This window comes from Nocardia cyriacigeorgica NBRC 100375, assembly GCF_000308555.1.
Lineage (GTDB): Bacteria > Actinomycetota > Actinomycetes > Mycobacteriales > Mycobacteriaceae > Nocardia > Nocardia cyriacigeorgica.
Map to the genome: position 1 here is coordinate 1 of NZ_BAFY01000243.1, position 24,571 is coordinate 24,571.

Annotated in this window: 27 protein-coding genes; 11 read left to right on the forward strand and 16 right to left on the reverse strand. The window is 68.8% G+C overall.

What is annotated here, in order from left to right:
* Positions 1 to 541, forward strand: a 541-nt coding sequence (locus RJ05_RS32010) for a helix-turn-helix domain-containing protein (RefSeq protein WP_036541164.1), incomplete at its 5' end; no start/stop codon positions are given.
* 13 nt (positions 542 to 554) lie between these two features.
* Here RJ05_RS32010 and RJ05_RS29545 read toward each other — a convergent pair.
* The 9 genes from RJ05_RS29545 to RJ05_RS24610 all read right to left on the reverse strand — a co-directional run bounded on the left by RJ05_RS29545 (position 555) and on the right by RJ05_RS24610 (position 8,145).
* Complete coding sequence (locus RJ05_RS29545; RefSeq protein WP_051016880.1) at positions 555 to 1,565, reverse strand: DUF8176 domain-containing protein; 1,011 nt, start codon at positions 1,563 to 1,565, stop codon at positions 555 to 557.
* Entirely contained in the window at positions 1,562 to 2,779 is a 1,218-nt protein-coding gene (locus RJ05_RS24580; RefSeq protein WP_051016881.1) for a hypothetical protein, read from the reverse strand. The genes RJ05_RS29545 and RJ05_RS24580 overlap by 4 nt, the downstream gene beginning before the upstream one ends.
* The gene (locus RJ05_RS30615) at positions 2,776 to 3,099 is read right to left on the reverse strand and encodes a hypothetical protein (RefSeq protein WP_036541166.1); all 324 of its coding nucleotides are present in this window, start codon (positions 3,097 to 3,099) and stop codon (positions 2,776 to 2,778) included. The genes RJ05_RS24580 and RJ05_RS30615 overlap by 4 nt, the downstream gene beginning before the upstream one ends.
* 162 nt (positions 3,100 to 3,261) lie before the next feature.
* The gene (locus RJ05_RS24590; protein WP_036541168.1) at positions 3,262 to 3,759 is read right to left on the reverse strand and encodes a flavin reductase family protein; all 498 of its coding nucleotides are present in this window, start codon (positions 3,757 to 3,759) and stop codon (positions 3,262 to 3,264) included.
* Positions 3,752 to 4,264, reverse strand: coding sequence for an NADPH-dependent FMN reductase (locus RJ05_RS24595; RefSeq protein WP_036541171.1), 513 nt, complete (start codon positions 4,262 to 4,264; stop codon positions 3,752 to 3,754). The genes RJ05_RS24590 and RJ05_RS24595 overlap by 8 nt, the downstream gene beginning before the upstream one ends.
* A gap of 17 nt (positions 4,265 to 4,281) precedes the next feature.
* Entirely contained in the window at positions 4,282 to 4,461 is a 180-nt protein-coding gene (locus RJ05_RS33130) for a hypothetical protein (protein ID WP_506330606.1), read from the reverse strand.
* Positions 4,412 to 5,521: an acyl-CoA dehydrogenase family protein gene (locus RJ05_RS24600; protein WP_506330607.1), complete on the reverse strand. Its 1,110-nt coding sequence runs from the start codon at positions 5,519 to 5,521 to the stop codon at positions 4,412 to 4,414. The genes RJ05_RS33130 and RJ05_RS24600 overlap by 50 nt, the downstream gene beginning before the upstream one ends.
* Positions 5,518 to 6,633 carry a dimethylsulfone monooxygenase SfnG gene (gene sfnG / locus RJ05_RS24605; protein ID WP_036541213.1) on the reverse strand — a complete coding sequence of 372 codons (1,116 nt, stop codon included), beginning with the start codon at positions 6,631 to 6,633 and terminating at the stop codon, positions 5,518 to 5,520. The genes RJ05_RS24600 and sfnG overlap by 4 nt, the downstream gene beginning before the upstream one ends.
* Positions 6,634 to 6,759: 126 nt before the next feature.
* Positions 6,760 to 8,145, reverse strand: coding sequence for a styrene monooxygenase/indole monooxygenase family protein (locus tag RJ05_RS24610; protein WP_036541173.1), 1,386 nt, complete (start codon positions 8,143 to 8,145; stop codon positions 6,760 to 6,762).
* Between the two features lie 96 nt (positions 8,146 to 8,241).
* On the opposite strand from RJ05_RS24610, the gene msrC reads away from it, so the two are divergent.
* Positions 8,242 to 8,724, forward strand: coding sequence for a free L-methionine (R)-S-oxide reductase MsrC (gene msrC / locus RJ05_RS24615; RefSeq protein ID WP_036541175.1), 483 nt, complete (start codon positions 8,242 to 8,244; stop codon positions 8,722 to 8,724).
* A 36-nt stretch (positions 8,725 to 8,760) separates the two neighbouring features.
* On the opposite strand, the gene RJ05_RS24620 is transcribed toward msrC, so the two are convergent.
* The gene (locus RJ05_RS24620; RefSeq protein WP_036541215.1) at positions 8,761 to 10,191 is read right to left on the reverse strand and encodes an LLM class flavin-dependent oxidoreductase; all 1,431 of its coding nucleotides are present in this window, start codon (positions 10,189 to 10,191) and stop codon (positions 8,761 to 8,763) included.
* Positions 10,188 to 11,399, reverse strand: coding sequence for an acyl-CoA dehydrogenase family protein (locus RJ05_RS24625; RefSeq protein ID WP_036541177.1), 1,212 nt, complete (start codon positions 11,397 to 11,399; stop codon positions 10,188 to 10,190). Before RJ05_RS24625 ends, RJ05_RS24620 begins: the two co-directional genes overlap by 4 nt.
* A gap of 93 nt (positions 11,400 to 11,492) precedes the next feature.
* Between RJ05_RS24625 and RJ05_RS24630 the strand changes: the two genes are divergently transcribed.
* Positions 11,493 to 11,795 carry a DUF1905 domain-containing protein gene (locus RJ05_RS24630; protein ID WP_036541180.1) on the forward strand — a complete coding sequence of 101 codons (303 nt, stop codon included), beginning with the start codon at positions 11,493 to 11,495 and terminating at the stop codon, positions 11,793 to 11,795.
* Between the two features lie 20 nt (positions 11,796 to 11,815).
* On the opposite strand, the gene RJ05_RS24635 is transcribed toward RJ05_RS24630, so the two are convergent.
* From RJ05_RS24635 to RJ05_RS24645, 3 genes are all read right to left on the reverse strand, one after another.
* Positions 11,816 to 12,148: a hypothetical protein gene (locus tag RJ05_RS24635; protein WP_036541181.1), complete on the reverse strand. Its 333-nt coding sequence runs from the start codon at positions 12,146 to 12,148 to the stop codon at positions 11,816 to 11,818.
* 155 nt (positions 12,149 to 12,303) lie between these two features.
* Positions 12,304 to 12,600, reverse strand: coding sequence for a hypothetical protein (locus tag RJ05_RS24640; protein ID WP_036541184.1), 297 nt, complete (start codon positions 12,598 to 12,600; stop codon positions 12,304 to 12,306).
* Positions 12,587 to 12,820: a hypothetical protein gene (locus RJ05_RS24645; RefSeq protein ID WP_036541187.1), complete on the reverse strand. Its 234-nt coding sequence runs from the start codon at positions 12,818 to 12,820 to the stop codon at positions 12,587 to 12,589. Before RJ05_RS24645 ends, RJ05_RS24640 begins: the two co-directional genes overlap by 14 nt.
* Positions 12,821 to 13,071: 251 nt before the next feature.
* Between RJ05_RS24645 and RJ05_RS24650 the strand changes: the two genes are divergently transcribed.
* The gene (locus RJ05_RS24650) at positions 13,072 to 13,851 is read left to right on the forward strand and encodes an alpha/beta fold hydrolase (protein WP_036541189.1); all 780 of its coding nucleotides are present in this window, start codon (positions 13,072 to 13,074) and stop codon (positions 13,849 to 13,851) included.
* Positions 13,852 to 14,012: 161 nt separating this feature from the next.
* Here the strand turns inward: RJ05_RS24650 and RJ05_RS24655 are convergent, their stop codons facing one another.
* Positions 14,013 to 14,777 carry a crotonase/enoyl-CoA hydratase family protein gene (locus RJ05_RS24655; RefSeq protein ID WP_036541192.1) on the reverse strand — a complete coding sequence of 255 codons (765 nt, stop codon included), beginning with the start codon at positions 14,775 to 14,777 and terminating at the stop codon, positions 14,013 to 14,015.
* Positions 14,778 to 14,973: 196 nt separating this feature from the next.
* Here RJ05_RS24655 and RJ05_RS24660 point away from each other — a divergent pair, with 196 nt between their 5' ends.
* The 4 genes from RJ05_RS24660 (at position 14,974) to RJ05_RS24675 (ending at position 19,293) form a co-directional block, all read left to right on the forward strand.
* Positions 14,974 to 15,735 (forward strand): crotonase/enoyl-CoA hydratase family protein, encoded by a 762-nt coding sequence (locus RJ05_RS24660; protein ID WP_036541194.1) that lies wholly within the window; start codon positions 14,974 to 14,976, stop codon positions 15,733 to 15,735.
* Between the two features lie 159 nt (positions 15,736 to 15,894).
* Positions 15,895 to 16,998, forward strand: coding sequence for a glycoside hydrolase family 183 protein (locus RJ05_RS24665; protein WP_036541196.1), 1,104 nt, complete (start codon positions 15,895 to 15,897; stop codon positions 16,996 to 16,998).
* Between the two features lie 137 nt (positions 16,999 to 17,135).
* Positions 17,136 to 18,356: an erythromycin esterase family protein gene (locus RJ05_RS24670; RefSeq protein ID WP_036541217.1), complete on the forward strand. Its 1,221-nt coding sequence runs from the start codon at positions 17,136 to 17,138 to the stop codon at positions 18,354 to 18,356.
* A gap of 247 nt (positions 18,357 to 18,603) precedes the next feature.
* The gene (locus RJ05_RS24675; RefSeq protein WP_036541198.1) at positions 18,604 to 19,293 is read left to right on the forward strand and encodes a class I SAM-dependent methyltransferase; all 690 of its coding nucleotides are present in this window, start codon (positions 18,604 to 18,606) and stop codon (positions 19,291 to 19,293) included.
* Between the two features lie 178 nt (positions 19,294 to 19,471).
* Here RJ05_RS24675 and RJ05_RS24680 read toward each other — a convergent pair whose 3' ends face one another.
* Complete coding sequence (locus tag RJ05_RS24680; RefSeq protein ID WP_036541200.1) at positions 19,472 to 20,077, reverse strand: alpha/beta hydrolase family protein; 606 nt, start codon at positions 20,075 to 20,077, stop codon at positions 19,472 to 19,474.
* A gap of 233 nt (positions 20,078 to 20,310) precedes the next feature.
* On the opposite strand from RJ05_RS24680, the gene RJ05_RS24685 reads away from it, so the two are divergent.
* The 3 genes from RJ05_RS24685 to RJ05_RS24695 all read left to right on the forward strand — a co-directional run bounded on the left by RJ05_RS24685 (position 20,311) and on the right by RJ05_RS24695 (position 24,460).
* Positions 20,311 to 22,146: an acyl-CoA dehydrogenase gene (locus RJ05_RS24685; RefSeq protein WP_036541202.1), complete on the forward strand. Its 1,836-nt coding sequence runs from the start codon at positions 20,311 to 20,313 to the stop codon at positions 22,144 to 22,146.
* Between the two features lie 162 nt (positions 22,147 to 22,308).
* Positions 22,309 to 23,397 carry a glycoside hydrolase family 183 protein gene (locus RJ05_RS24690; RefSeq protein WP_036541218.1) on the forward strand — a complete coding sequence of 363 codons (1,089 nt, stop codon included), beginning with the start codon at positions 22,309 to 22,311 and terminating at the stop codon, positions 23,395 to 23,397.
* Between the two features lie 328 nt (positions 23,398 to 23,725).
* Positions 23,726 to 24,460, forward strand: coding sequence for a helix-turn-helix domain-containing protein (locus tag RJ05_RS24695; RefSeq protein WP_036541205.1), 735 nt, complete (start codon positions 23,726 to 23,728; stop codon positions 24,458 to 24,460).
* Positions 24,461 to 24,571 lie beyond the last annotated feature (111 nt).

The window sequence follows — 24,571 nt, forward strand, 5'->3', positions numbered from 1 at the left end:
AATCCTGACATCGCCGGCCGTACTGGTCCCGCCCGGATGGCCGCATTCCAGCCGTATCTCCGACGGCTACATCGGAATCTTCCTCGACACCCCGCCACTGCCGCGCGGCACCGGGCCGATCGCGTTGTCCCAGCGCGGCAAGCGACGACTCCGTGACGCGCTGGCGATCTCCGATGACCTAGACGGCGCACCCGACCTGGCCGCGATCCGCCAGGAGATCACCCGGCTCGCCGGACGGCCGGGCCATCTCGATCCGCGCGTAGCCAGAGCGCTCGAGAATCTGCTCGAGGTGCCGACGCTGAGCGAGCTGGCGCGGACGGTCGGACTTTCCGCACCGCGGTTGCGCCGCCTCGTCGACGAGCAGGTCGGCGTTCCGCTGGCTCGGCTGCGCCGGTGGCAACGGCTGCGCACCGCCATCGGCGTACTGCCCGCCGGAACGGTGGCCGCCGCGGCAGCGCACGCGGAGTTCGCCGATCAGGCGCATCTGTCGCGGACAGCGCGGGACATGGTTGGCCGCGCGCCGTCGTCGCTGCTCATCTAACTCACAACCACGGTCAGCTCGGTGCCTTCTCGATGCGGGTGATGCGGGTGTGGCCGTCCAGGGTGGCGACGGTGATGATCTGGTGGAAGGTGTCGGGGGGCTCGCCGGGGTACTGCTGGACCAGGTCGACGAGGTAGCGCTGGGGAGCGGAATCGGCGAGTGGGGTGATGGTGACGCAGTAGCGGGTGCCGAGGGGGACCTGTGCGATGCCGCGGTCGATGCCCGCGGCGTCGGAGACGGCGGCGTCGGCGGTGACGAAATTGCGGGCGCGATGACCGTCGCGGGCGACGTAATAGGCGTGCTCGAAACCGAAGATCGCGTCGGCGCCGGAACCGGTACCGCCGGTGGGTGTTCCGGAGACGACGGCCCCGCCGGTGCCGTCGAGTTGCTGCACGCAGCCGTCGGCCGCGTAGGGCGGTGCTTCGACCGGCGACTCGGGCGGTGCCGAGGTGGGAGCGGCGGTGCTGGTTGGCAGCTGATCGCCGCCGTTGGCGTGCCCGGACGGCTGCGGAGGCTGCCCGCGGACATCGGCCGAGACGGTGCGCTTCTCGCCGTCATCGGTCGAGGTCGAGATCACCACGGCGACGGCCGCGATACCGATCGCCAAGCCCACACCCATCAAAATGCTCAGCGCGCGGCCGCCGCTTTTGCCGTCTTCGCTGGTCGAGCGCTTGGCCCGAGGCGTGCGTCGGCCACCGCCGATCTTGCCGCTGCGATCGATCAACGGCGGCAGCAGGGACGGTTCATGATCGCGGTAGGCGGCGACCGTCTCCTCCGGGGCGTCGTATTCCGGTTCCTGCTGCCACTGCTCCAGTTGCTCATCGGCGGGCTGTTCGGCGGCCACGGGCGGTTCCAATGGGCCGGTGGGAGTTTCGAGCCAGTCGTCCCAGTTGCCTTCGCGCTCACCGGGAGCGCCGGCACGTGCAGCGGCGTCGCCCTCGGGCGGTGGCCTGCGCCGGCGTCCGCGTTTACGGGGCGGCACCCGTACCATCGGCAGCCCGGGGTCGAACGGGTTGTCGCTCATCGGTCGTCGTCGGCGCCGATCGCGGGTGCGGTGACCATGGTCGGCAGGGCCGCCGGGACGGTAACGCCGAGCTGCCCGGGCCGAGGCTTGCGTTCCTGATCGCCGCCACCCTGACCGGTGCCCGGCGGAATGACCATGCCGCCGTGGTGCCCACCCGGGGCCGGGGGCGGGGCGGCGAACGGCCCGCCACCGCCGCCGTTGTCGGATGGTTTGGGTTCGGCCGGAATCGAACGCGGCGGGGGTGGCGGCGGAGCCGCCATCGCGGCACCGGGGGCAGACGGTGCCGTCTCCGGTTTCGGCGCGGGCCCGCCACCGAAGTCGAATGCCTTCGGCGGGACGGGGTTACCCGGGGTGCCGGCCGGCGCGGTCGAGGCCGGACCGGTCTCGGCGTTGTCCGCCTTGCCCGGGTTGAGGGCCTGTTCGATCGCGGTGCCTGCCTGCGCGCCGACGGTGTCGACCACTTTCAGGCCGACGTCGGCGATCCGGTCGATGATCTTGGTCCCCAGTTCCACCCCGGCATCGATGGCGGTGGTGCCCAGCTGCACGCCCGCCGCCACGAGCTGTTGCTGCAACTGCAACTGCATCACCAACGCCGGATCCATCGGCTGGCCGGGCACGGTGCCCGGCACGGTGGTGGTGGTTCCCGGGATGGTGGTGCCGGGGGTGGTGAGCACGCCCTGCGGGGTGGTCATCGTCATCGGGCCCATATCACGCAACCGCTGCCGGTGGCCGTCCATTTCGCCCTGGGCGGTGTTCACCACGCCGAGCGCCTCCCGGATGGCTTGGGCGGCACGGTCGATCACGGCGTCGGTTTCCGGGGCCGAGGTGGCGGTGTCCAGGATGGCGCGGGCGTCGCGACGGAAATCGTCGATGATGACGTCGACCTCGCGGGCGGCGCGGCTGCTGGTGCTGTGCGCGTCCGACAGCAGCGCCGCGTACTGCGGACCCCGGTCGGCGACGGCGCCGATCTCGCTGCGCGTGGTGCGGATGACGGGCACCGCGGTATCGGCGGCCTGCCCCGACCACGACGATTCCAGTGCGTGCAGGCCACGGGTCTGGGTGGATTCGGTGGCGTCGGCGGTGGCCGAGGCGGTGGTCAACGCACCGAGCACCTGCTGGTCGGGTGCGGGAGCGCCGGAGCCGAGCCCGGAACGCAAGCGCCGCAGCGGTTCGGCCAACACCGTGACCATGGGCGGATCGGAGATCGGTTTCATGCCTGCTCACCCGCCCGGCCGAGCGCGGTGGCGGCGGTGGCGTCCAGGTCGGCGGCCGCGGCGGCCTGCCCCTGCACCGTCTGCCCGTAGGCGGTGACCAGCGTCGCGGCGGTGGTCAACGCGGTGTGGTCGTCGCCGACGGCCGCGACAAACTCGGTGGCGAAGTCGGCGCCGAGCAGCCCGACTCCCGCGGCGATGCGAGCGATATCGGTGCCCGGCTCCAACTGGGCCGCCGCACCCGCGAGCTCACCTGCCACCTGATCCGCGACCACCTTGTAGGTGTTCACCGCATCCGGATCGATCCGCACAGTTCGCGCCACTTCGGCCCCCTTCGCTCGTCGTTCGGGTACGACTGGACTGTAGAACAAAAGCCCTGACCCAGCGTCTTCCACGATGGGTTACCCAGCGGGACACCGCAACCCCCACGACCGAAACCGGACGCCCGCGCGTGTCGCGCCCGGTTGACCGCGGCGCGTCGTGGCTCAGCCTGCGCGCAGCAACCGGAAACGGGAGCCGTGGAAGATGAGCGGTTCGCGGTGCGGATGGGTGGCGATGCGATCGATGCCGAGGATGACGACCTGGTGATCGCCCGCCGGGACCTGCGCGTGCACGGTCCCTTCGATCCAGGCCGAGGCTCCGTCGATGAACACCGCGTCGCCGCTGCCGTGATGCAGGTCGAGACCCTGGAAACGATCGGCGGACCGGCTGCCGAGGGCGCGGGCGGCGTCCTGCTGCTCGGTGCCGAGCAGGCTCAGCCCGAGCCGATCGGCGCCGGTCAATCGCGGCCAGGTGGTCGAGGTGTTCTGCACGCAGAACGACACCAGCGGCGGGTCGAGCGAGACCGGCACGAAGGTCGCCACCGCCAATCCGTGCGGTACCCCGTCGACCTGGGCGCAGACCGCGACGACGCCGCTGGGAAAGTTCGCGAACGCCCGCCGCAGGCCCGCGCCGTCGGCGGGCGATGAGAACAGTTCATCCATGATTCGGCACTTCCGTTCCGGCCAGCGCGCCGGCCACCGGCCGCCAGCGTTCGGCGTAGTCGGCGATGACGCCATCGTCGTGAAAGGTTCGGTCGGACAGGTAGAGCCCGGGCAGCGCGGTGGTGGCGCCCAGTTCCACCAGTACCGGTTTGAGCAACAGGTCCGGCGCGAGGGCGTGGGCCGGACCCGCGCCGAGCATCAGCGGCACGGCGACCACACCGGCCAAGCCGGTGCCGCCGTCGAACTGTTCGAGGAACAGTTTCAGCAGGCCGGTGTAGGTGGCCTTGAAGGTCGGACTGGCGAACACCACCAGCTCGGCGGACGCGACCGTCCGCACCGCCTCGCCGACCTGCGGATCGCCCCACGTCAGCAGGGCAGGCCCGAACGACACCAGATCCACCACCGTGGGTTCGGATTCCGGACGCAGGGCTTGGGCGAGCAGCGTCGCCGCGGTCAGGGTGCGCGAGGCCGGTTTCGGATTGCCGACGACCACCGTCACTGTCACTTTCGTCTCCTCACTCCTCAGATCACACCGTGCAGCGGTGGCGGTGTGCCGTGCAGCACCGACCGACCGATGTGCTGGTACTTCCACCGGACCGGGTCGTGCAGCGTATGCGTGCGGGCATTGCGCCAGAAGTGGTGCAGGTTGGCTTCACTTGCGGCGCTGCGGGTTCCGGAAACCTCGAACAGCGCCGACGCCACCTCGTTGGCGGCGCGGTCGGCGACAATCTTGGCGGTGGCGACGGCGAGTGAGGCCTCGGCCGCGAGCCGTCCCTGGTCGGGCCGAGCCGGGTCCGGCGACGCCGCACCACCCGACATTGTGCCGGTCCCGATTGATTCGGACAGTTCGATGTCGTGCGCATCCGCTGTGGTAGCGGAGTCGACGGCAGCACCGGCGGCCGCCAGCGTGGCCTCCGCTGTTCGCACGGTGACGGCGAGTTCCCCGAAACGCTGGACCAGCAGTGGATCGTCCACCGCCCGATCCACCCCCGCGCGCGATACCGGTGTCGATCGCGGCGTGCAGCAGCTGAGCGAACGCGCCATAGCCGCTGGGTGCGCCGACCGCCGCCGCGCGGGCGACCAGCTGATCACCCGACACCAGCGCCGCGTCGAACTCGACGGTGCCGCTGCCGGTGGTGCGCTGACCGATGCCTTGCCAGTCGTCGATGATCCGGACGCCATCGGTGTCGGCGGGCAAGAACGCGACGTACTCCCCCGGTGGTAGACCGGTCCGGTTCTCCGGGTCGTCGAGTCTGGTGAGAACGGCGAGGATGTCGGCGAACAGCGATCCGGTGCAATAGAACTTCGTGCCGTCGATGCGGAACCCGGAACCTTCCGGGCGGACCGTGGTGGAGATGTCGGCGACCGTCGAACCCGTGCGCTCGGACTGCGCGTTCGCGATCCGGGCGCCGTCGAGCACCGCACCGAAATACCGGCTTCGCTGCTGCGGCGAACCGGCCAACCGCAGCAGGTTCAGGTAGACGAAATGGCTGTGCGGGATCTGCGCGATATTCGGGTCGGCCGCGGCGAGTATCCGCACCACGTCGGCCACGACGCTCGGCGGCAGCTGTGCCCCGCCGTACTCGGCGGGCACCGTGACGGCGAGCAGTCCAGAGGAAGCCAGCCGATCTATTTCCGCATACGGCAACGCTCGATCCCGATCCCGAGCCGCCGCCCCCTCGGCGAATTCGCGCGCGAGCCGAGTCGCCACCGCCCGAGCGTGCGCGGCCGAGGTGACGCGGCCGGCGGCGACGGCGGTCATCGTCCGGCCGCGACGGGCTCGCGCGCCGCCTCCAGTTCCCGCACCAGCGGCAGCACCTTTGCCCCGAAGTACTCGATCTCCTCCTGGAAGTGCAGGAACCCACCGAGAATCAGGTCGACGCCGAGATCGCGGTAGGCCACGATCCGTTCGGCCACCTGCTCAGGTGTGCCGATCAGCTGGGTGCGGAATCCGTCGTTGTATTGCACGAGATCCTCGAACGTGGAATCGGCCCACATCCCCTTGCCGTCGCGGGTGGCGGCACCGGCCTGCTGGACCGCATCGCGGAAACCTTCCACCGCGGGTTTGTTCGCCTTCTCGATGATTTCGCGGAGGGTGTCGTGAGCTTCCTTCTCGGTGTCGCGAGCGATGATGAACCCATTGAGGCCGAACTTCACCTCACGCTGATGTTCGCGCGCGACCGCACGCAGATCGTCCAGCTGTTCGGTGACGCCGTCGAAATCCTTGCCGTTGGAGAAGTACCAATCGGCGTAGCGACCACCGTTGCGGCGCGCCGCCGTGGAGTTACCACCTTGGAACAGTTCGGGATTGGGACGTTCCGGGGTATTGAGCGGCTTCGGCTTCAGCGTGAAATCACGGATGCGATAGAAATCGCCCCCGTAGTTCACCTCGTCCTCGGTCCAGATCTTTCGGATCACCTCGAGGAATTCGGCACTGCGCCGGTACCTTTCGTCGTGCTCGAGCCATGGTTCACCGAGCGCGGTGAATTCACCGGCGAACCAGCCGGACACCACATTGATGGCGAATCGGCCGTTGGACAGATGGTCGGCGGTCGCACCGAATTTCGCCAGCACCGCCGGATGCCACAGCCCGGGATGCACCGCCGCGATCACCTTCAGCCGCTCGGTGGCGCCGAGCAGGGCCAGGCTGAACGAGGTGGACTCGTGCTGGAATTCGGCACCGTAGGAGGCGGTGTAGCGCACCTGCGAGAGCGCGTAGTCGAAACCGTTGTTCTCCGCGGTCTGCGCCAGTTTCTTGTTGTATTCGAAATCCCAGCCGGTGCGCTGCTCGATATCGCTGGTCACCAGGCCACCACTCACATTGGGCACCCAATAGGCGAACCGGATCCGGTCGGCGATCTGCTCGGTGGTCATAGTTGCTCCAAGGTCGGGTTCGTCGGTGCCGGGCCGGTACCGGGCGGACGGTCGGCGCACCATCCACTCCAGCACCGGGCCGGCCACCGGACGAGGGTTTGAATCTGTGCGATCGGATCGCCGGGGTCAGCCCACGGCGAGCGCCGGCGCGAACGACGAGCGCTCGAACCGGCAGGCGGGCACGAACCGTCCCAGCAGCTCGGTCGCGTCGACACCGGTGACCTGCGTGATGTAGGCGGCGGCGTCGGCAGCCGAGTCGATGGCGAGCAGGGGCTGCGGCCGGTGCAGTAGACCGACCAGCGCCGACGCGAACCGCGGATCGACGGCCGCGGCCGCGAAAAACGGCTCGGCGATCTCCCCGAGCGCGGGATCGCTGAGGAACAGCCTGGTCACCTTGTTCGCGGCGTCGCCGCGGGCGGCGAGGAAGCCGTCGTACTGCGCCTGCAACCAGGCCGCGTCGAACGGTCCGTCGTGCACGGCGGCCGCGGCGATCAGCCGCTGCGCCTGGATCAAGCCGCTCTGCGCGCCCTGCCCGGCGATCGGGTCGTAGGCGACCGCGCTGTCACCGAGCGCGGCGACCACATGGCCGTTGGCCGTATGCCCGACTCCGGACCGGACCACCGGCCGCACCGCACCCTTCAGCCACGAGTGCGGATCATCGGCGATCGCCTCGGTGGCGAGCACCTCGGGCAGGTCCCATTCGGCGAAATCGCGGTAGAGGTCCTTGACGATGCCCAGCGCGGACTCAGCGGAATCAGCCGCGGCGAACCGCGATTCCCATTCGCTGCCCGGTCGCGCCCAGCCGAGGAACGCCCAGCTCGGGCCCGCGTCCTTGTGCAGGTACGGACCCCACCAGCCTTCACCCTGGTCGGCGATGATGGAGAAGCCGCTGTGCGCGCCACCGGCCGGGCCACGATGGGCGAACACACCCTGATCGTGGCCGAGCCCGGTGACGGTGACCGTCAGCAGCGAACGCTGGGGCTTGTCGTAGACGGTGCGCTGCGGGTCGACGGCGAACAGCTCGGACAGCCCGCCCTTGCCGGTCGCGACGAGGGTGAGGTCATTGGCCGCCGCGATGGTGTCCAGCGTTTCGGGCGTGACCGGCTCGACGAGGAAAGCGCCGCCGCGCTCACGGAACGTCGTGAGCCGCTCGTCGGCCTTGAGCCTGGTATCGACCGCGACGCCGACATAACCGTCGAACTGTCCGTCGAAGGCGATGAGCTCGGCCTGGTCCGGCCCTACGATGCGCGCGCTGAGCCCGGTGTGCCGAGGCGCGCGCCCGGTGTAGCTGTCGAGGCCGAGCGCCGCCTCGGCCTGCTGGGTCTCGCCGAACTCGAGCGCGGTGCCGGTGGCGGGCACATCGTCGCGGAGCGCGCGCTGATCGCGATCGCTGTAGAGGGTGACGTCGAAGCCTGCGTCGAGCAGGCCGAGGGCCGCAGTGACGCCGGTCTGGCCGGCGCCGATCACCGCGGCCGAACGGGTGGAGCGGGAAGCGGAATGCTGCGTTGTCATGGGTGAATGGTGCTGGCGCCTAATCGCTTCCGGCAGTATTGCGATCACCCAGAATCAATAGGGAGACCGCATGACGATGACGCCTACCATGGCGGCATGTCGTTCACCGTCACCGAACTGAGCGGGGACCGCACCGAGCAGTACCGCGGGCTCGCCGAACAGGCGCGGGCGCTGGTCGCCGGCGAGTCCGACCGGATCGCCAATGCCGCGAACCTGTCCGCGCTGCTGTTCCACACCCTGCCCGACCTCAATTGGGCCGGCTTCTACTTCTTCGACGGGCACGAGCTGGTGGTCGGCCCGTTCCAGGGCAAACCCGCGTGCGTGCGGATCGCCCTCGGCAGAGGGGTCTGCGGCACCGCTGCCACCACCCGGGTCACCCAGCTCGTCCCCGACGTGCACGCCTTCCCCGGCCACATCGCCTGCGACGCCGACACCCGCTCGGAAATCGTGGTGCCGCTGGTGCGCGAGGGTGAGCTGATCGGCGTCCTCGATCTCGACAGCCCGCTGCCCGCCCGTTTCGACACCATCGACCGCCTCGGGTTGGAGGCCGTGGCCGGGATCTTTCTCGCCTCGTTCTGAGAGTGCGGCGCGGGGCCGAGATTCCGGCCCCGCTACCTACGCCGTACGCGCCGCGGCCACCCGGCGGACGGCCTCATCCGGCAACGCGGTCGATCCGGGACCGCCGAGCCGATACCGCGCCCCACGATGTTCTTCGGGCAGCCGATCACCGGCACCGAACAGTGCGTTGCGCAGCGTGCCCGGTTGATACTCGGTGGCGTACACCCCGCGCTCGGTGAGCACCGGAACCACGTGCCGGACAATGTCTTCGAAGCTGCCGGGCGTGATCGCGTAGGCCAGGTTGAACCCGTCGAGGTCGGTGTCGTCGACCCATTCCTGCAACCGGTCGGCGACGGTCTCACCGGAGCCGACGAATACCGGACCCATGCCGCCGATGCCGGCCCACCGGCCGATATCGCGGACGGTCCATTCCCGGCCGTCGTCGTCGAATTCCTGGAAGGCCGCCACCGCGGATTGGATCGCGTTGCTCTGCACCTCGCCGATCGGATCGTCGAGGTCATAACCGGACAGGTCGATACCCATCCAGCCGGACATGAACACCAGCCCGCCCTCCACGCTGGCATAGGACAGGTATTCCTCGTGCTTACGGTGTGCGGCGTCGTCGGTCGCATCGGTGACGATCGTGGCCAGGGCGTAGATGCGAGCGGCGTAACGATCGCGGCCGGCCGCTTCCAGCGCATCGCGCACTCGCGACACCGTCTGCCCGAGTACTCGTTTCGACGGACCGGCGATGAAAATGGCCTCGGCGTTCTCGGCCGCGAACCGCACCCCGCGCGGTGAGGCGCCCGCCTGATAGATGACGGGGGTGCGCTGCGGCGACGGCTCCGACAGATGCACACCGGGGACGGTGAAATGCTTGCCCCGGTGCCCGATGTGGTGCACCTTGGCCGGGTCGACGTAGATGCCGCGTTCGCGGTCGCGGACCACGGCGTCGTCCTCCCAGGAGCCCTCCCACAGCTTGTAGAGCACCTCGAGGTATTCGTCGGCCTGGTTGTAGCGCTCATCGTGGTCGAGCTGATCGTCGGCGCCGAAATTCCGTGCCGCCGAGGGCAGGTAGCCGGTCACCACGTTCCAGCCGAGCCGTCCGTTGGTGAGGTGGTCGAGCGTGGACAGCCTGCGCGCGAACGGGTACGGATGTTCGAATCCGGTACCGGTGGTGATGCCGAAACCGAGATGTTCGGTGACCGCTGCCATCGCCGACACCAACAGCAGCGGGTCGGCCAGCGGGATCTGCGCGGCCTGGCGCAGTGCCGCGGTGTCGTCGCCGCCGTAGACGTCGTAGGTGCCGAGCACATCGGCGATGAAAATGCCGTCGAACCGCCCGCGCTCCAACAGTTTCGCCAGCTCGGTCCAATAGGACAGGTCCTTGTAGCGGTGCGATTGATCCTCGGGATGGCGCCACAGTCCGGGCGACTGATGGGCAACGCAGTTCATATCGAAGGCGTTGAACCGGATCCGCCTGCTCATCGCGCCACCGCCTCGCCGCGCGCGCCCGCGCTCCACGCGAACGGCAGGTCGGTGCCGTTGAGCAGGTGGTCACCGATGGCCCGCGCCTTGAAGATCGCCGGATTGTGTACCGAGATGGTGCGGGCATTGCGCCAATGCCGGTCCAGCCGCAGCCGCTCCGACACCACCGACGCCCCGCCCACCTCGAACAGCTGGGTCGTCGCCGCGAGCACGGTATCGATGACGCCCAGCTGCGCCTGCGCCGCCGCCAATTCGGCTGCGGCCAGCGCCCTTTCGTCGGTCGCACCGCCGGCGAGCACCTCGTCGAGCACATCGGCCACCGCGAGCACGCTCGCGCGCGCCCCGAACGCGGCCGCCGACAACCGTCCGATCACTTGCTGCACCAGCGGATCGGCGCGCGGCAGGTCGGCGGCGGCATGAGTGTAGGTGCGGGTGCGTTCGATGACCCAGTCCCTGGCATCACGTTCGGCTCGCGCGGCGATGCCCGCGAGCACGGCGAGCTGGACCAGTTGCAGATATGACGTGGCATAGGTGGGGCCCGGCGCACCGTAGCCGGGGCCGACAATGCGTTCCTCGGTCACCACGACATCGGTGAATTCGGTGGTGCCGCTGGCGGTGAGTCGCTGCCCGAAACCGTCCCAGTCGTCGTGTTGACGGACCCCGTCGGCATCGGCGTCGACCAGCACCCCGACCCGCTCCCCGTCGCGGTCGGCGGCCACCAGGATGTGGTCGGCGTAGAGCGAGCCCGTGCTGTAGTACTTGACGCCGTTGAGCAGCCAATGCTCGCCCTGACGGGTCAGCGTCGTCCGGTAGCGGTCGACGGCGCCCACGCCTGGCTCGGTGATCGCATTGCCGACCAGAGTGCCCGCCCCGACCGCGCGCAGCCAGGCGTCGCGGGTGGGCCCGGGTGCGGCCAGCAACTGATCCTCGACGAAGGAGAAATGCACCCGCAGCGCCTGCGGCAGATTGGATTCGGCGGCGGCCAGGTCGATGAGCAGCCGGAACAGCTGCCGGACGGTGACGCCGAAGCCACCGGCGTCCACCGGCGCCCGCAGCGCACCGAAGCCGGCCGCTTTCAGCCAGCCGATTTCCTCGTGCGGCAATCTCCGGTCGATCTCCCGCTCGACCGCGCCCGCGGCGATCCGGTCGAAAATCGGCGCGAAAGTCGCGTCCAGCTCAGCGTCGGAAACAGATGTCGCGGATGTCATCGGCCAACGATCGCCCAGCCCGCCGCCGAGATCACCGGTTACGCGCAGCGCGATCGAAACGCACCTGTCGGTGCCCCGGGCTATGGTCACGTCGTGACTGGCGGGCGGTACACCTTTACGGCGCGGCTGTGGGAGCACCACGGGCAGGGCTCATGGCATTTCGTCGACCTGCCCGAAGACATCGCCGACGAGATCGAGGAGATGTACGGACACCGCGCGGGCGGGTTCGGCTCGGTGCGGGTCCGGGTCACGATCGGCGACAGCCGGTGGTCGACGTCGCTGTTCCCCGACAAATCACGGGCCACCTATATCCTGCCGGTGAAGAAGCCGGTCCGCGTCGCCGAGGATCTGGTGGCCGGGTCGCGGGCGCGGATCGAGATCGTCGTCGCGGTCTGATCCGCGCACCGCTCATCGGGTCAGCTCGGCAGCTTCACGCATTCGGTGACGATCTTGGCCTGCGCCGCGCGGGTCTTGTCGGCGTCTTCTTTGCTCATGCCGAAGTTCTCCGCGTCCGGCGACTGCGGGTCGTGCTCGCCGGACAGCAGCGTGCGCAATCCGTCTTGGGAGATGCCCTCGGCGACAAAGACCTTCGCCACGCAATCGGCGAGCGCCTTGTCCTGCATGCCCTTGTCCTGCATGGATTTGGACAGGTCCGCCTCCGTGACGGTGGCCGCCTCGGCATCGCTGCCGCCGCACGCAGCCAGCAGCGGCAGGGCGATGAGCGCCGTGGCAATCAGCTTGATCCGCACCGAATTCCTCTCTCAGGGGTGTAGCAGCCAGGCCGGCGATGGCGCCGGTCCGGCGGGTCCGCATCGCGTGAGGTCGCGGATCCACGCCCGTGTGTAGTCGCAGCGATACGAACTCCGCAACCCGAAACGACGTTTTCCGGGTATTCCACAGGTACTCAGAGATCCATCGCGGCGCGCAGCGCGGTATCGAGTCGATCCATCGTCTCGGCGTCGGCCTCGTCCACCCGTTCGGCCAGCCAGCCGCGATAGATCCGGCCGATGTTTCCCGCGTGCACCCAGCCGAGCGAGCCGAGCGGGACGGCGAGGATGTCCTGCGGATCCTCATCCAGCAGTTCGGCGGCGATCAGCCAGGGGCGCGGGGATTCGTTGATGCCGTCGCTGCTGATGAGCACGACGGTGCGATGTCGTGGCGATCCGTGCGGGTGATACAGCCAGAGTTCACCCCTGCGCACGCATCGCCTCCTCCGCGGCGGCCATCTCGGCCGCGTCGCTCGCCGCCTGGGCAGCGATGTCGGCGGGCTCGGGGATCGGCCCGACGCCGGTGCGCACGGCTTCGCGGCGCGCGGCCTTGGAGATCCAGGCCGACGGCGACATGCCCGCGCGGGCGGCGGCCTGCTCGGCGAACGACCAGGCGGATTCGTCCAGCGACAGGGTGACCTTACGCGTTGCCATACCATTTATCGTACCGGTCACCGGGTGAGCTGCCCACCCGTGGAAACGAACTGACAGCACTCGCCTGCTGTTAATCTGACCGCCTACCGAAGTCCGGCTGACGCCCCCACGAAGTCCGTCGGACGGCCAACCACGAAGTCCGCCTGGCGGCCCAGAAGTGAACCGCCCGAGGGCCTGAGCCCGAGTCGACCGGACAGTCCATCGGGCCACGAGTCGGCCCCGGCGGCCGACAACAGCGATCGGAGTCCACCATGAGCACCCTGCGCTACGACCGATTCGGCACCGGCGACCCCCTGGTCCTTGTGCACGGCGTCGGCAGCCGCAGGCAGGTGTGGGAGCCGGTCATCCCGGCACTCACCGAATCCTTCGAGGTGATCGCGGTGGATCTGCCGGGCTTCGGCGAATCGGAGCCGTTGCCGCATACCACCGTCGCCACGCTCGCCGACGCCCTCGCCGACTTCCTCGCCGCCGAGGGCATCGCCGATCCACACCTGGCGGGAAACTCGATGGGCGGCGGCATCTCGCTCACCCTCGGCGCCCGCGGACTGGCCCGCTCGGTCACGGCATATTCGCCGATCGGCTTCTGGGATACCGCCGGCCGGATCTGGTGCCAGCAGTCGCTGGGCAAGTCGAAGGCCATCGGCAATCGTCTGCGTCCCGCGCTGCGGAAAGTACTGGGCACCGCGGCCGGGCGGACCGCCTTCTTGAGCTTGGTCATCGGCAAGCCGTGGGCACTGGACACCGAGATCGCCGTCGCCACCGCACTCGGCGCCATGGACGCCCCCGGCTTCGACGACGCCCTCGCCTCCTTCACCGACTTCCGCCTGCCCGATCCGAGCGCCCTAGCCGGCCTGCCGGTCACCATCGCGTGGGGCAACCGCGACATTCTGCTGACCTACGCCACCCAGGCCCGCCGGGCGAAGGCCGTGCTGCCGGGAGCCGAACACATCACACTGCACGGCAGCGGCCACACACCGTTCTACGACGACCCCGCCGGCTGCGCGCGAGTGCTGCTGGACCGGCTCGGCTGACCCGCGCCGGCCGCCGCTGCCCTGCGAGGAAGCCGGCACGCTCTCCTGCCAGGACAACCCGCGGGCACGCCCGGAGTCCAGGTGAATCGACTCGGTGAGCCGAGAGTGCCCGGCCGTCGCCTCCCCCTGCGAGGCGACGGCCGGGCGGAGCGGCTAGTTGGTCAGCGACCCTGCCACTGCGGATCTCGTTTCTGCGCGAAGGCCAGCGCACCCTCGGCGGCATCCTTGGAGAACAGTGCGGGCAACGCCACCTCGCCCTGTTTGGCGAAGGCCTCGGCGATGCTCCAGTCCGGCGATTCATCGATGATCCGTTTGCTGGCCGCGACCGCGAGCGGGGCCGCCGCCGCGATCTCGGCGGCGAGCTCCAGCGCGGTATCGAGCGCGCCACCCGGCTCGGTGACCCGGTTGACCAGGCCGAGCTGATACAGCCGCTCGGCGCTGATCCGCCCGCCCGTCAGGGCCAGTTCGGCCGCGGTGCTGCGCGGTAGTCGCTGGGTCAGCCGCAGCACGCCACCGCCGGCCGCGACCAGCCCGCGCTTGACCTCGGGGATTCCGAACTGCGCGTCGCGCGCGGCGACGATCATGTCGCCGGACAGGGCCAGCTCGAAACCACCGGCGAGGGCATAGCCCTCCACCGCCGAGATCATCGGCTTGACCGGCGGTTTCGCCGCGATCCCCAGCGGTCCGCGATGCGGGGTCACCGGCATCTCACCGCGCGAGGCGGCGACCAGATCCATTCCGGCGCTGAATGTGCCGCCGGCGCCGGTGAGGACGAGGACCCGGGCCTGCACATCCGCTTCGAACGCGTCCACGGCCGCCTCGATGGCCTTGGCGGTGGCCAGGTCGATGGCATTGCGGGCCTCGGGACGGTTGACGGTCAGCACGGTGATCGCATCACGCCGTTCGACCAGCACCAGATCGGTCATGGGATGTCCTCTCGATGGGCAGCACCTGGCCGTCATCGGATCGTCGACGACCACCGGGACCGACACTATTCGAGCCGGGGCGCGCGTGACCCGGCTTCGGCTCGCTCTCCCGCTCAGCGAACCGCTGCCACGGACAAGTGATAGCCGGAACGCACCAAGCCCGACGGCCGAACTTACCGAAGAGTAAGATCATGCCATGGGCTCACATATCGCGGTTCGATTCGAGGGCGAACGCGCCTACGTCACGCTGAACCGGCCGGACAAGCACAACGGCCTGACCATCGAGATGCTGCGCGATCTGGCCGAGGCGGCGCATACCGTGGCCGGACGCCGCGACGTACGCGCGGTCATCCTCTCCGGCGCGGGGCCGAGTTTCAGCAGCGGACTCGATCTCGCCGAGGCCACCGCCGATCCGCTCGCCATCGTGCGCAATTTCGTGCCGCTGCCCTGGCGCGGCACCAATGCCTTCCAAGAGGCGTGCTGGGCCTGGCGCCGGCTGCCGGTGCCGGTGATCGCGGTCGTGCACGGCCGCTGCTACGGCGGCGGGTTGCAGCTGGCGCTGGCCGCCGACTTCCGTTTCGGCACTCCCGATTCCGAATACTCGGTGATGGAGGTCAAGCACGGCCTCATCCCCGATATGACCGGCACCGCGACGCTGGCCCGGCTCGTCGGCGCCGACCAGGCCCTGCTGCTCGCCATGACCGCCGACACCGTCGACGCCGCCCACGCCGCCCGCATCGGGCTGATCACCGAGATCAGCGCCGATCCGATGGCCGAGGCGGAGAAGCTCGCCGACCGCATCGCGGCCCGCCCACCCGAGGCCGTCGCCGCCGCCAAGCGGCTCATCGACCGGGCCTGGCACGCATCGGCGCGCCGCGCCTTCGCCCTCGAGCGTGCTGCGCAGTTGCCGCTGATCGTGCGGCGGGCATTGGGATCGGGTGGAAAAACACCGATATAGATTTGGGAAACGGCCGGTCGAACGCGCAACCCCCCAATTCTGGGGATTTCACTGCTAGCATTTCCGACGATTTGCCAGCCAGTCGAAATGTGGTGCACGACACACGCGTGCGTTCCGTGGATCGAGGCCCGTTTCGGCGCGACCCCGGAGGCTCAGCCTGTGAGCAGAACTGCGTCCATCCTGATGTCCGCGCTCGCGGGCGCCTCGGCCCTGCTTCTCACCGCGACCGCCCCGGCCACGGCAAACCCCAACGCCATCAACCCGATCCCGGTGCTCAACGGCACCAACGGTCTGCCCAATCTGCCCGGCCGCACTCAGGCCGTCTTCCAGGTGACGGGCATGGCCAGCCCGAACGTCACGCAGAACTACAACGTGCTCGGCACCGACCTCGGCATCATGTGGGACAACGGCCACGGCGAGATGCTCACCGCCTTCGGCGATACCGCGGGCGTCGGCTTCCCGAACCTGCTCGCGGGCAGCATGTGGGCCTGGCGCAGCAACATCCTTGTGCGCAGCCACACCAAGGACCCCTCCGGCGGCATCTACTTCGACAGCGTGGTGCGCGATGTCTTCGGCCAGGCCCGCGATCTGATTCCGAGCCCGAAGATTCCGTTCCTCGAGATCAGCCGCATCCCCACCGCTGGCATCTCGGTGGGCGGCGTGCAGTACATGAGCACCATGTCGGTGAAGACCTGGGATCAGCCCGGCGAATGGACCACCAACTTCTCCGGCCTGGCCGCCTCCGCCGACAACGGCGAGACCTGGGCCGATCTCACCGCCACCCGGCGCCCGAACGAGGGCGGTAACGCCAACTTCCAGATGAACGCCTTCGTGAAGGACGGCGGCTTCGTCTACGTCTACGGCACGCCGTCCGGCCGCGACAACGCCGCCTACATCTCGCGGGTGCGTGAGCCCGATATGCAGAACCTCGGCGCCTACGAATACTGGGACGGCGCAGGCTGGATCCGCGACGTGAACAAGGCGGCGCCCATCATGCACGGCGTCGGCGAGCTGTCGGTGATGTACAACGACTATCTCGGCCAGTTCATCTCACTCACCACCGACCCGTGGAACTCGGTCGTCATGCGCCGCGCGTCCTCGCCGGTGGGTCCGTGGAGTGCGCCCGAGGTGTTGATCGACACCCGTGCGCTGCCCACCGCCTACGCACCCTCGATCTTCCCGTACCAGACCGGCAGCGATCTGTACTTCCTCACCACGGTGCACAGCCAGTACAACGTATTGCTGATGCGCACGCGACTGTAGGTCCGCCTCCGTTGTCGTCGATGCCCGCGTGGTCTCGCGCGGGCATCGACGCGTTTTCCGGGAACTACCGACGAGCTTGACCTCAACAATGGTTGATGTACGAGCCTGGGCTGACACACCACAGCCGGGAGGACATCATGACCGCGCAACTGAGCTCGGACACCACCGAAGTACAGCAATGGCTGCGTGCGCGCGCCAGGCCGGTGCGCACCGAAGCCGACACCGTCGCCGCCGATCTCGAACCGCTGATCGCGCGACTCGCCGAGGCGACCGTCGTCGGCATCGGCGAGTCGACCCGGTTCTCCCGGCAGACCTTCGGCGTGCGCGAGCGCATCTTCCGGACGCTGGTGCAGCAGCACGGTTTCCGGGCACTGGCGATCCAGGACGGTGCCCGCTCCGGCGACCGGCTCGACGCGTACGTCCGCACCGGCCACGGCGATCCGGCGGCAGCGCTCGGCGGGGCCTGGCGGCCCTGGCGGACCGCGGACATGGTGGCCGCCCTCGACTGGATCCGGGCGTTCAACGAGCAACATCCCGACGATCCGGTCACCGTCTTCGGCATCGAGCCACCCGCCGCCGAACCCGCGGACTACGACGCGGTCCTCGATCACGTCCGTGAACACGCCCCGGACGCGCTGGCGCAGCTGCGATCCCATCTCGAACCGATCCGCACGGCGCACCGCGTCGATGAACATGTCCAGCGTCACCAGGGGATTCATCCCGGCCGCCCGTTCGTCGAGCACGCCCGTGACGCCCTGCGCCTGATCGAACACCTGTCCGTCCCCGACACCATCGCCGCGCGTATGCGGATGATCCTCGATTTTCATCAGTACAGCGTCGCCGGCCAGGGCGGATTCGCCAGGGACGAGCGGCGTTCGGCCGAGACCATCATCGAGCGACAGCGGCGGACCGGCGCCAAGATCGTCTACTGGGATGGAATCGGCCATATCGCGGGTTCGGATGCCGGGGTCGGGCGCACCGATCCGGACCGGTTCCGCGGCGCGGGGGTCCATCTGCGGGCCGAATTCGGCGAGCGGTACCGCGCCGTCGCGGTCGGCTTCCACCATGGCGATCTCGGTCTCGCGATCGCACCGGACCCGGCGCCCGAGCTGATCGACGCCCAACTGGGCGCGGTCGATCTACCGGCCTTCTTCGTCGATCTGCACGGCGATGCTCCCGAACCGGTCGACCGGTGGCGGCGCGGACCGGCGAAACTGCGCACGATCAGCGGGGTCTACGACCCGGCCAAGGACGACGAAGCCTTCATCGCGGTCGACTCGCTCGCCGACGCGTTCGACGCGCTGATCCACATCCGTGCGGCGACGCCGGTGGAGTGGTTGCCGGAGTTCGCCGCCTGATCTCAGGGTCCCGCTCGGGTAACTCCCGCAGCGCGTTCCTCCTGGCCCGGCACCGTCGACGGGTCGGTGTCCGGGTCACGTCGCGCCGAGCGGCCTGGTCGCAGGTCGACCCCGGCTCACGATGACGGTGAGCGGGGAGAAGGAGCAACCGGGCGCCGTCCTCGCGCCGAGCCGCCGCGCCGCGTTCATCCGGCGTCCGTAACCACGGTCGATAGCCCCCGTGCCCACGGTCAATACACTGGCCGTTATGGACGCGGCCGAATGGGATGCGCGGTACGCGCAGGGTGAATTGGTGTGGGGCGCACCGCCGAACAGCACCGTGGTGGAGCACGTCTTCGGCCTGGACCGGGCGACCCCGCTGCATCCGGGCCCGGACGGCGTCGTCCCCGATCTGCCTCGCGCCCTCGATCTGGCCTGCGGCGAGGGCCGCAACGCGCTATGGCTGGCGACCCACGGCTGGCGGGTGCACGCGGTGGACTTCTCGCAGGTGGGCATCGATAAGGGCCGGACGGTCGCGACCCGGCTGTCGCGGTCGGTCCGGGAGCGGCTCACCTGGCAGTGCGCCGATCTCACCGACTTCGAGTCGACCGGGATCACCGACCCCTACGAACTCGTGCTGATGGTGTTCCTGCATCTGCCTGCCGCCCAGCGCCGCCCGCTGCTGCGGCAGGTGACCCAACTGCTGAGCCCGGGCGGCACGCTGCTCGTGCTCGGCCACGACAGCACCAACCTCACCGACGGCTACGGTGGCCCTCAGGACCCGGACATCCTGTTCACGCCCGACGACATCGTCACCGATCTCGCCGGTCTGCCCGATATCCACATCCGTGTCGCCGATCGCATCCAGCGACCGACCGAGGGACGCGACGCCATCGACGCACTTGTCATCGCCAGTCGGGCGGATCTCGAACCGGAGACGACGCCGCCGACCGCGTGAGCGGCGCCGGCTACCGGCCCCGGCGGCGAACGCGCCATATCGACCGGTGCGCATCGGCTTCCAGCACGATGTAGCAGGCCCCGAAGGCCACATCGCCCGCCGGGCAGTCCTCTGTACGCGGCGGCCCTGTCCCGAACCGTCACTCGGTCGGCCGAACAGCACCGGCGACGCGCCAGCTCTATTCCTCGGCGCTCCACCGCCGCAACCACGCCCCCGCCGTTTGGCCGATGACGTCGAAGCCGGTCCGGAAAGAATGCGGCTGACCTGGGATGACGCACACCTCGGCGGCATCGCTCGGATCCGGGATGCCGAAGGGATCGCTGCCGCCGTTGATCACGACCACCTCGATATCGCCGGTCGCCAGCAGCTCCTCGCGCCGGGATTTCTCCGGCTTGCCCGGCGGATGCAGCGGAAACGACAGCGCGATCACCCCGCGCGCCCCCACCTGGAGCGCGGTCCGGCACGCCACCCGTGCCCCATTGCTGCGCCCACCCTGGATGAGCGGAAGTCTCTTGCCTGCCCGCCGGCGCACGGCCGCGACGGTCTCCACCCAGGCCGCATCCTGTTTCACCGCCGACCCCGGCGCCCGCCCGCCCGCGACCCGGTACGGCTGAGTCACCAGGGCGACCGCCCCACCGGCGTCGAGCGCCGAATCGCGAACAGCGAGAATGTCTTTGGCATCGACGCCGCCACCGGCACCATGGGTCAGCAGCAGCAGGAATGTCGCCGCACGCGGCTTGCGCAGCTGCACCTCGGCGGGCCCGGCACTCGTCTCGATCCGCACACCTCACAGTAACCGCAGGTCAGCTGCCGGCCTTCGGCCCGATGGCGGGTGGCGTGTTCATCGCGTCACATTGCCGGTTTTCGCCTTTGCGACCGCCTTACTGGCCGGTAATATGGCAAATAAGTTACCCGCGAGTAGCATGCGGAAAACCGGTATGGCTACCCGGAGGCGACAACGGGCGGGAACGGCAGAACAACCGACCGCACCAACTCGATGGAGAGTGAGTAGCAGACATGGGCCATTACAAGAGCAACGTCCGCGACCTGGAGTTCAACCTCTTCGAGGTGCTCGGCATCGGCTCGGTGCTCGACAGCGGCGCCTACGGCGACCTGGACACCGACACCGTCAAGGAAATGCTGAACGAGGTCCGGCGCCTGGCCGAAGGCCCGCTGGCCGACTCCTTCGTCGAGGGTGACCGCAACCCGCCGGTCTTCGACCCCGAGACCCACACCGTCAGCCTCCCCGAAGCCTTCAAGAAGTCCTACCGCGCCCTCGAAGACGGCGAGTGGATGAAGGTCGGCGTTCGCGAGGAGCTCGGCGGCCTCGGCGCGCCCTCCAGCGTCGTTTGGGCGCTGAGTGAGATGATCCTCGGCGCCAACCCGCCCGCGCAGATGTACGGCGCGGGCGCCGGCTTCGCGCAGGTCTTCTACAACAACGGCACCGATGAGCAGAAGAAGTGGGCTCAGATCATCGCCGAGCGCAACTGGGGCGCCACCATGGTGCTGACCGAGCCCGACGCGGGCTCCGACGTCGGCGCCGGCCGCACCAAGGCCATCAAGCAGGAGGACGGCTCCTGGCACATCGAGGGCGTCAAGCGCTTCATCACCTCCGGTGACTCCGACGACCTCTTCGAAAACATCATGCACCTGGTGCTGGCCCGCCCCGAGGGCGCGGGACCCGGCACCAAGGGCCTGTCGCTGTTCTTCGTGCCGAAGTACCACTTCGACTTCGAGACCCAGACCCTCGGCGACCGCAACGGTGTCTTCGTCACCAACGTCGAGCACAAGATGGGCATCAAGGTCTCGGCCACCTGTGAGGTCACCTTCGGCGGCCACGGCATCCCGGCCAAGGGCTGGCTGGTCGGCGAGGTGCACAACGGCATCGCGCAGATGTTCGACGTCATCGAGAACGCGCGCATGATGGTCGGCACCAAGGCCATCGCGACCCTGTCGACCGGTTACCTGAACGCCCTCGACTTCGCCAAGGAGCGCGTGCAGGGTGCCGACCTCACCCAGATGACCGACAAGACCGCCCCGCGCGTCACCATCACCCACCACCCGGACGTGCGTCGCTCGCTGGCCATGCAGAAGGCCTACGCCGAGGGCCTGCGCGCGGTGTACCTCTACACCGCCGCGCACCAGAACGAGGACATCGCCCAGCTGGTCTCGGGTGCGGACAAGGACACCGCGTTCCGCGTCAACGATCTGCTGCTGCCGATCGTCAAGGGCGTCGGTTCCGAGCGCGCCTACCAGTACCTGACCGAATCGCTGCAGACCTTCGGTGGCTCCGGCTTCCTGCAGGACTACCCGATCGAGCAGTACATCCGCGACGCCAAGATCGACTCGCTCTACGAAGGCACCACCGCCATCCAGGCGCAGGACTTCTTCTTCCGCAAGATCGCCCGCGACCGCGGTGTGGCGCTGGCGCACGTGGCGGGCCAGATCCAGAAGTTCATCGACTCCGAGGCCGGCAACGGCCGGCTCAAGGGCGAGCGCAAGCTGCTGGCCACCGCGCTCGAGGATGTGCAGGCCATGGCCGCCACCCTGACCGGGCACCTGATGGGCGCCCAGGAGCAGCCGACCGAGCTGTACAAGGTCGGCCTCGGTTCGGTGCGCTTCCTGATGGCGGTCGGCGACCTGCTCATCGGCTGGCAGCTGCTGCGCCAGGCCGAGGTGGCCGGCGCCAAGCTGGACGAGGGCGTCACCGGCGCCGACGAGGCGTTCTACAAGGGCAAGGTCGCGGTCGCGCAGTTCTTCGCCCGCAACGTCCTGCCGGAGCTGACCGCCACCCGCACCGTGCTGTCCAACCTGGACAACGACATCATGGAGCTGGACGAAGCCGCCTTCTGAGGTAGCGACCAGGCATAAGCGAAAGAGCGGTTCGGAATTCTTTTCCGGGCCGCTTTTTCGCGTGTCCGGGGGTTGTCTCCGCCTGGCAGGTGTCAGCCGTCCCGGATAAGGTTCTCCTTGCGTTCGGAACAGGTGGGATCTGGCCAGGAGGAAACGGTGAAGCTGAACCGGTCGTTGGCTGCGCTTGCTCGCGCCGGGGCGGTGGGGGCGGTGTGTTCGATGGTTCTCGCGGGGCCTGCTGTCGCGGATCCGAACAACGTCAATCCGATTCCCGGGTTCAATGGTCAGCCGCGTGGTTTGCCCGCACTGCCCGGGCCGACGCAGGCGGTTTTCCAGGTCACCGGGATGGACAGCCCGAACCGGACCCACCACGCCAATGTGCTCGGCACCGATCTCGGCATCATGTGGGACGACGGGCGCGGCGGGATGATCACCGCCTTCGGCGACAGCGCCGGGCTCGGCGTGCCGAACCTGCTCGCGGGCAGCGTCTGGGCCTGGACCAGCAATGTGCTGTTCCGCAGCCATGATCCGGATCCCTCGGACGGCATCATGTTCGACGGTGTGGTGCCCAATCCGCTGCCGAGCCCGAAGATTCCGGGCATCGAGATCAGCCTCATCCCCACCGCGGGCATCTCCGTGGGCGGGGTGCAGTACATGTCCATGATGTCGGTGCGGCACTGGGGCGATCACGGCAAGTGGGACACCAATTTCGCGACCCTCGCCGTCTCCGGTGACGGCGGTCAGACCTGGGCGCAGCTGCCCACCACCCGCCGCGCCAACGTCGACGGTTTCGAGAAGTTCCAGCAGAACGCCTTCGTCAAGAGCGGTGGCTACGTCTACAAATACGGCACGCCCGCCGGACGCGACCACGCCGGATACATCTCGCGTGTGAAAGAGCACGAGATCGCCAACCTGGACGCCTACGAGTACTGGGACGGCCACGGCTGGAAACCCAACGATGCCAAGGCCGCAACGCCGATCGTCGGTGGAGTCGCCGAACTGTCGGTGCAGTGGAACGATCACCTCGGCCAGTACGTCATGCTCACCACCGACCCCGCCAATTCGGTGGTGCTGCGCACCGCGCCCGCCCCGGAAGGCCCGTGGAGCCCGCCGCGCACGCTGGTCGAAGCGGCCGCACTGCCCACGGCCTACGCGCCGATGATCTACCCCTATCAGACCGGCGGCGACCTGTACTTCCTGCTCACCGTGCACATCCAGTACAACGTCATCCTCATGCGCACTCCGCTATAGCGGCGAGCCGGCAATTCGTCGCCGGTTTACCCCGGGGCGAGGCATTTTCCCCGCCGATCTGCTCGGCGAAGGCCGCTGCCCGCGCGGGCGGACACGTGTGCAATACTCTGCGCGCGATACCGATTGCCTTTCGCTGCAATGCTTTCGAAGGCTGGGTAACGAATGAGCGACGACTCGGTGTAGAAATGCGCCGAGGTAGGGATCGGCGCCTATCGTTTGCCTTCTCGGTACCGAGTTTTGCGCAGTGTGACATCCGGCGCGGCAGAGGCGATTTCGAGGCGCTCAGCTGTGCCGGTTTCGTGGTTTCAGGCGAAAGCGGTGAGGGGACATGATCGAACAGCGCTACACGATCGGCGAATACGTTCGGGAACGGCGGCATTCGGTAGGAATGAGCTGCGCCGAAATGGCGGTACGGGCCCGTATTCCGCGAGTGGTCGCCGAGGAGGTGGAAAGCGGTGCGCGCGAACCGAGTTCAGAGACCCTGACGCACCTGTTCGACGCACTACAGGTTCCGGTGTGGTTCCGCGGGCATATCAGCAGCCTGACGCGCCCGGACTTCCTGCCGAGCGGGATCGGTGCGGTCCCGGACACCCCGACACCCGACGACCTGGCGGATCTGCAGAGCCTGACCCACCCCGCCTGCTTCCAGGTATTTCCGACCTTCGATATCGTCGCCGCCAATTCCGCGTATCAGCGATGGTTTCCCGGCGTGGAGGCCGGGACCAACGCGCTGGAATGGATGTTCCTGAACCCGGCCGCCAAAGCGGTGCTGCCCGAATGGTCCGCCGAGGCGCGGCTGCTGGTCAACGCGTTCCGCGTGCTGTCGCCGGGACTCGCCGACGACAAGCGCATCGCCGAGATCGCCGACCGTTGCGGGCGCGCGCCGGAATGGGACCGGATGTGGACCGCTCCGCTGCGGCCCGACGAGCTGCACCGCGATCGCGTGCTGGTGCGCGACCCCGTCACCCGGCGCAACCGCGGCCTGATCGCGCGCATCTACGCGCCGGAATTCCCGCTGCGGCCGTGGCTGCTGTACCGGCTGGTGCCCGGCGCGGGACGCTGACCACCGCAGGCCACTATTCACATTTGACGATCGGGATCGGATCGTATTTCACGGTGCGCGTGGTCCGCGAAACTTCTCTGCCGGTAGCGATATCGGTGATCACCCGGGTGT

Bases quoted from the DNA above. Each gene is read 5' to 3' on its own strand.
- RJ05_RS29545 (WP_051016880.1), bottom strand. From the start codon at position 1,565: ATGAGCGACAACCCGTTCGACCCCGGGCTGCCGATGGTACGGGTGCCG.
- RJ05_RS24580 (WP_051016881.1), bottom strand. From the start codon at position 2,779: ATGAAACCGATCTCCGATCCGCCCATGGTCACGGTGTTGGCCGAACCG.
- RJ05_RS24590 (WP_036541168.1), bottom strand. From the start codon at position 3,759: ATGGATGAACTGTTCTCATCGCCCGCCGACGGCGCGGGCCTGCGGCGG.
- RJ05_RS24600 (WP_506330607.1), bottom strand. From the start codon at position 5,521: ATGACCGCCGTCGCCGCCGGCCGCGTCACCTCGGCCGCGCACGCTCGG.
- sfnG (WP_036541213.1), bottom strand. From the start codon at position 6,633: ATGACCACCGAGCAGATCGCCGACCGGATCCGGTTCGCCTATTGGGTG.
- RJ05_RS24610 (WP_036541173.1), bottom strand. From the start codon at position 8,145: ATGACAACGCAGCATTCCGCTTCCCGCTCCACCCGTTCGGCCGCGGTG.
- msrC (WP_036541175.1), top strand. From the start codon at position 8,242: ATGTCGTTCACCGTCACCGAACTGAGCGGGGACCGCACCGAGCAGTAC.
- RJ05_RS24620 (WP_036541215.1), bottom strand. From the start codon at position 10,191: ATGAGCAGGCGGATCCGGTTCAACGCCTTCGATATGAACTGCGTTGCC.
- RJ05_RS24625 (WP_036541177.1), bottom strand. From the start codon at position 11,399: ATGACATCCGCGACATCTGTTTCCGACGCTGAGCTGGACGCGACTTTC.
- RJ05_RS24645 (WP_036541187.1), bottom strand. From the start codon at position 12,820: ATGGCAACGCGTAAGGTCACCCTGTCGCTGGACGAATCCGCCTGGTCG.
- RJ05_RS24650 (WP_036541189.1), top strand. From the start codon at position 13,072: ATGAGCACCCTGCGCTACGACCGATTCGGCACCGGCGACCCCCTGGTC.
- RJ05_RS24655 (WP_036541192.1), bottom strand. From the start codon at position 14,777: ATGACCGATCTGGTGCTGGTCGAACGGCGTGATGCGATCACCGTGCTG.
- RJ05_RS24660 (WP_036541194.1), top strand. From the start codon at position 14,974: ATGGGCTCACATATCGCGGTTCGATTCGAGGGCGAACGCGCCTACGTC.
- RJ05_RS24670 (WP_036541217.1), top strand. From the start codon at position 17,136: ATGACCGCGCAACTGAGCTCGGACACCACCGAAGTACAGCAATGGCTG.
- RJ05_RS24675 (WP_036541198.1), top strand. From the start codon at position 18,604: ATGGACGCGGCCGAATGGGATGCGCGGTACGCGCAGGGTGAATTGGTG.
- RJ05_RS24685 (WP_036541202.1), top strand. From the start codon at position 20,311: ATGGGCCATTACAAGAGCAACGTCCGCGACCTGGAGTTCAACCTCTTC.
- RJ05_RS24695 (WP_036541205.1), top strand. From the start codon at position 23,726: ATGATCGAACAGCGCTACACGATCGGCGAATACGTTCGGGAACGGCGG.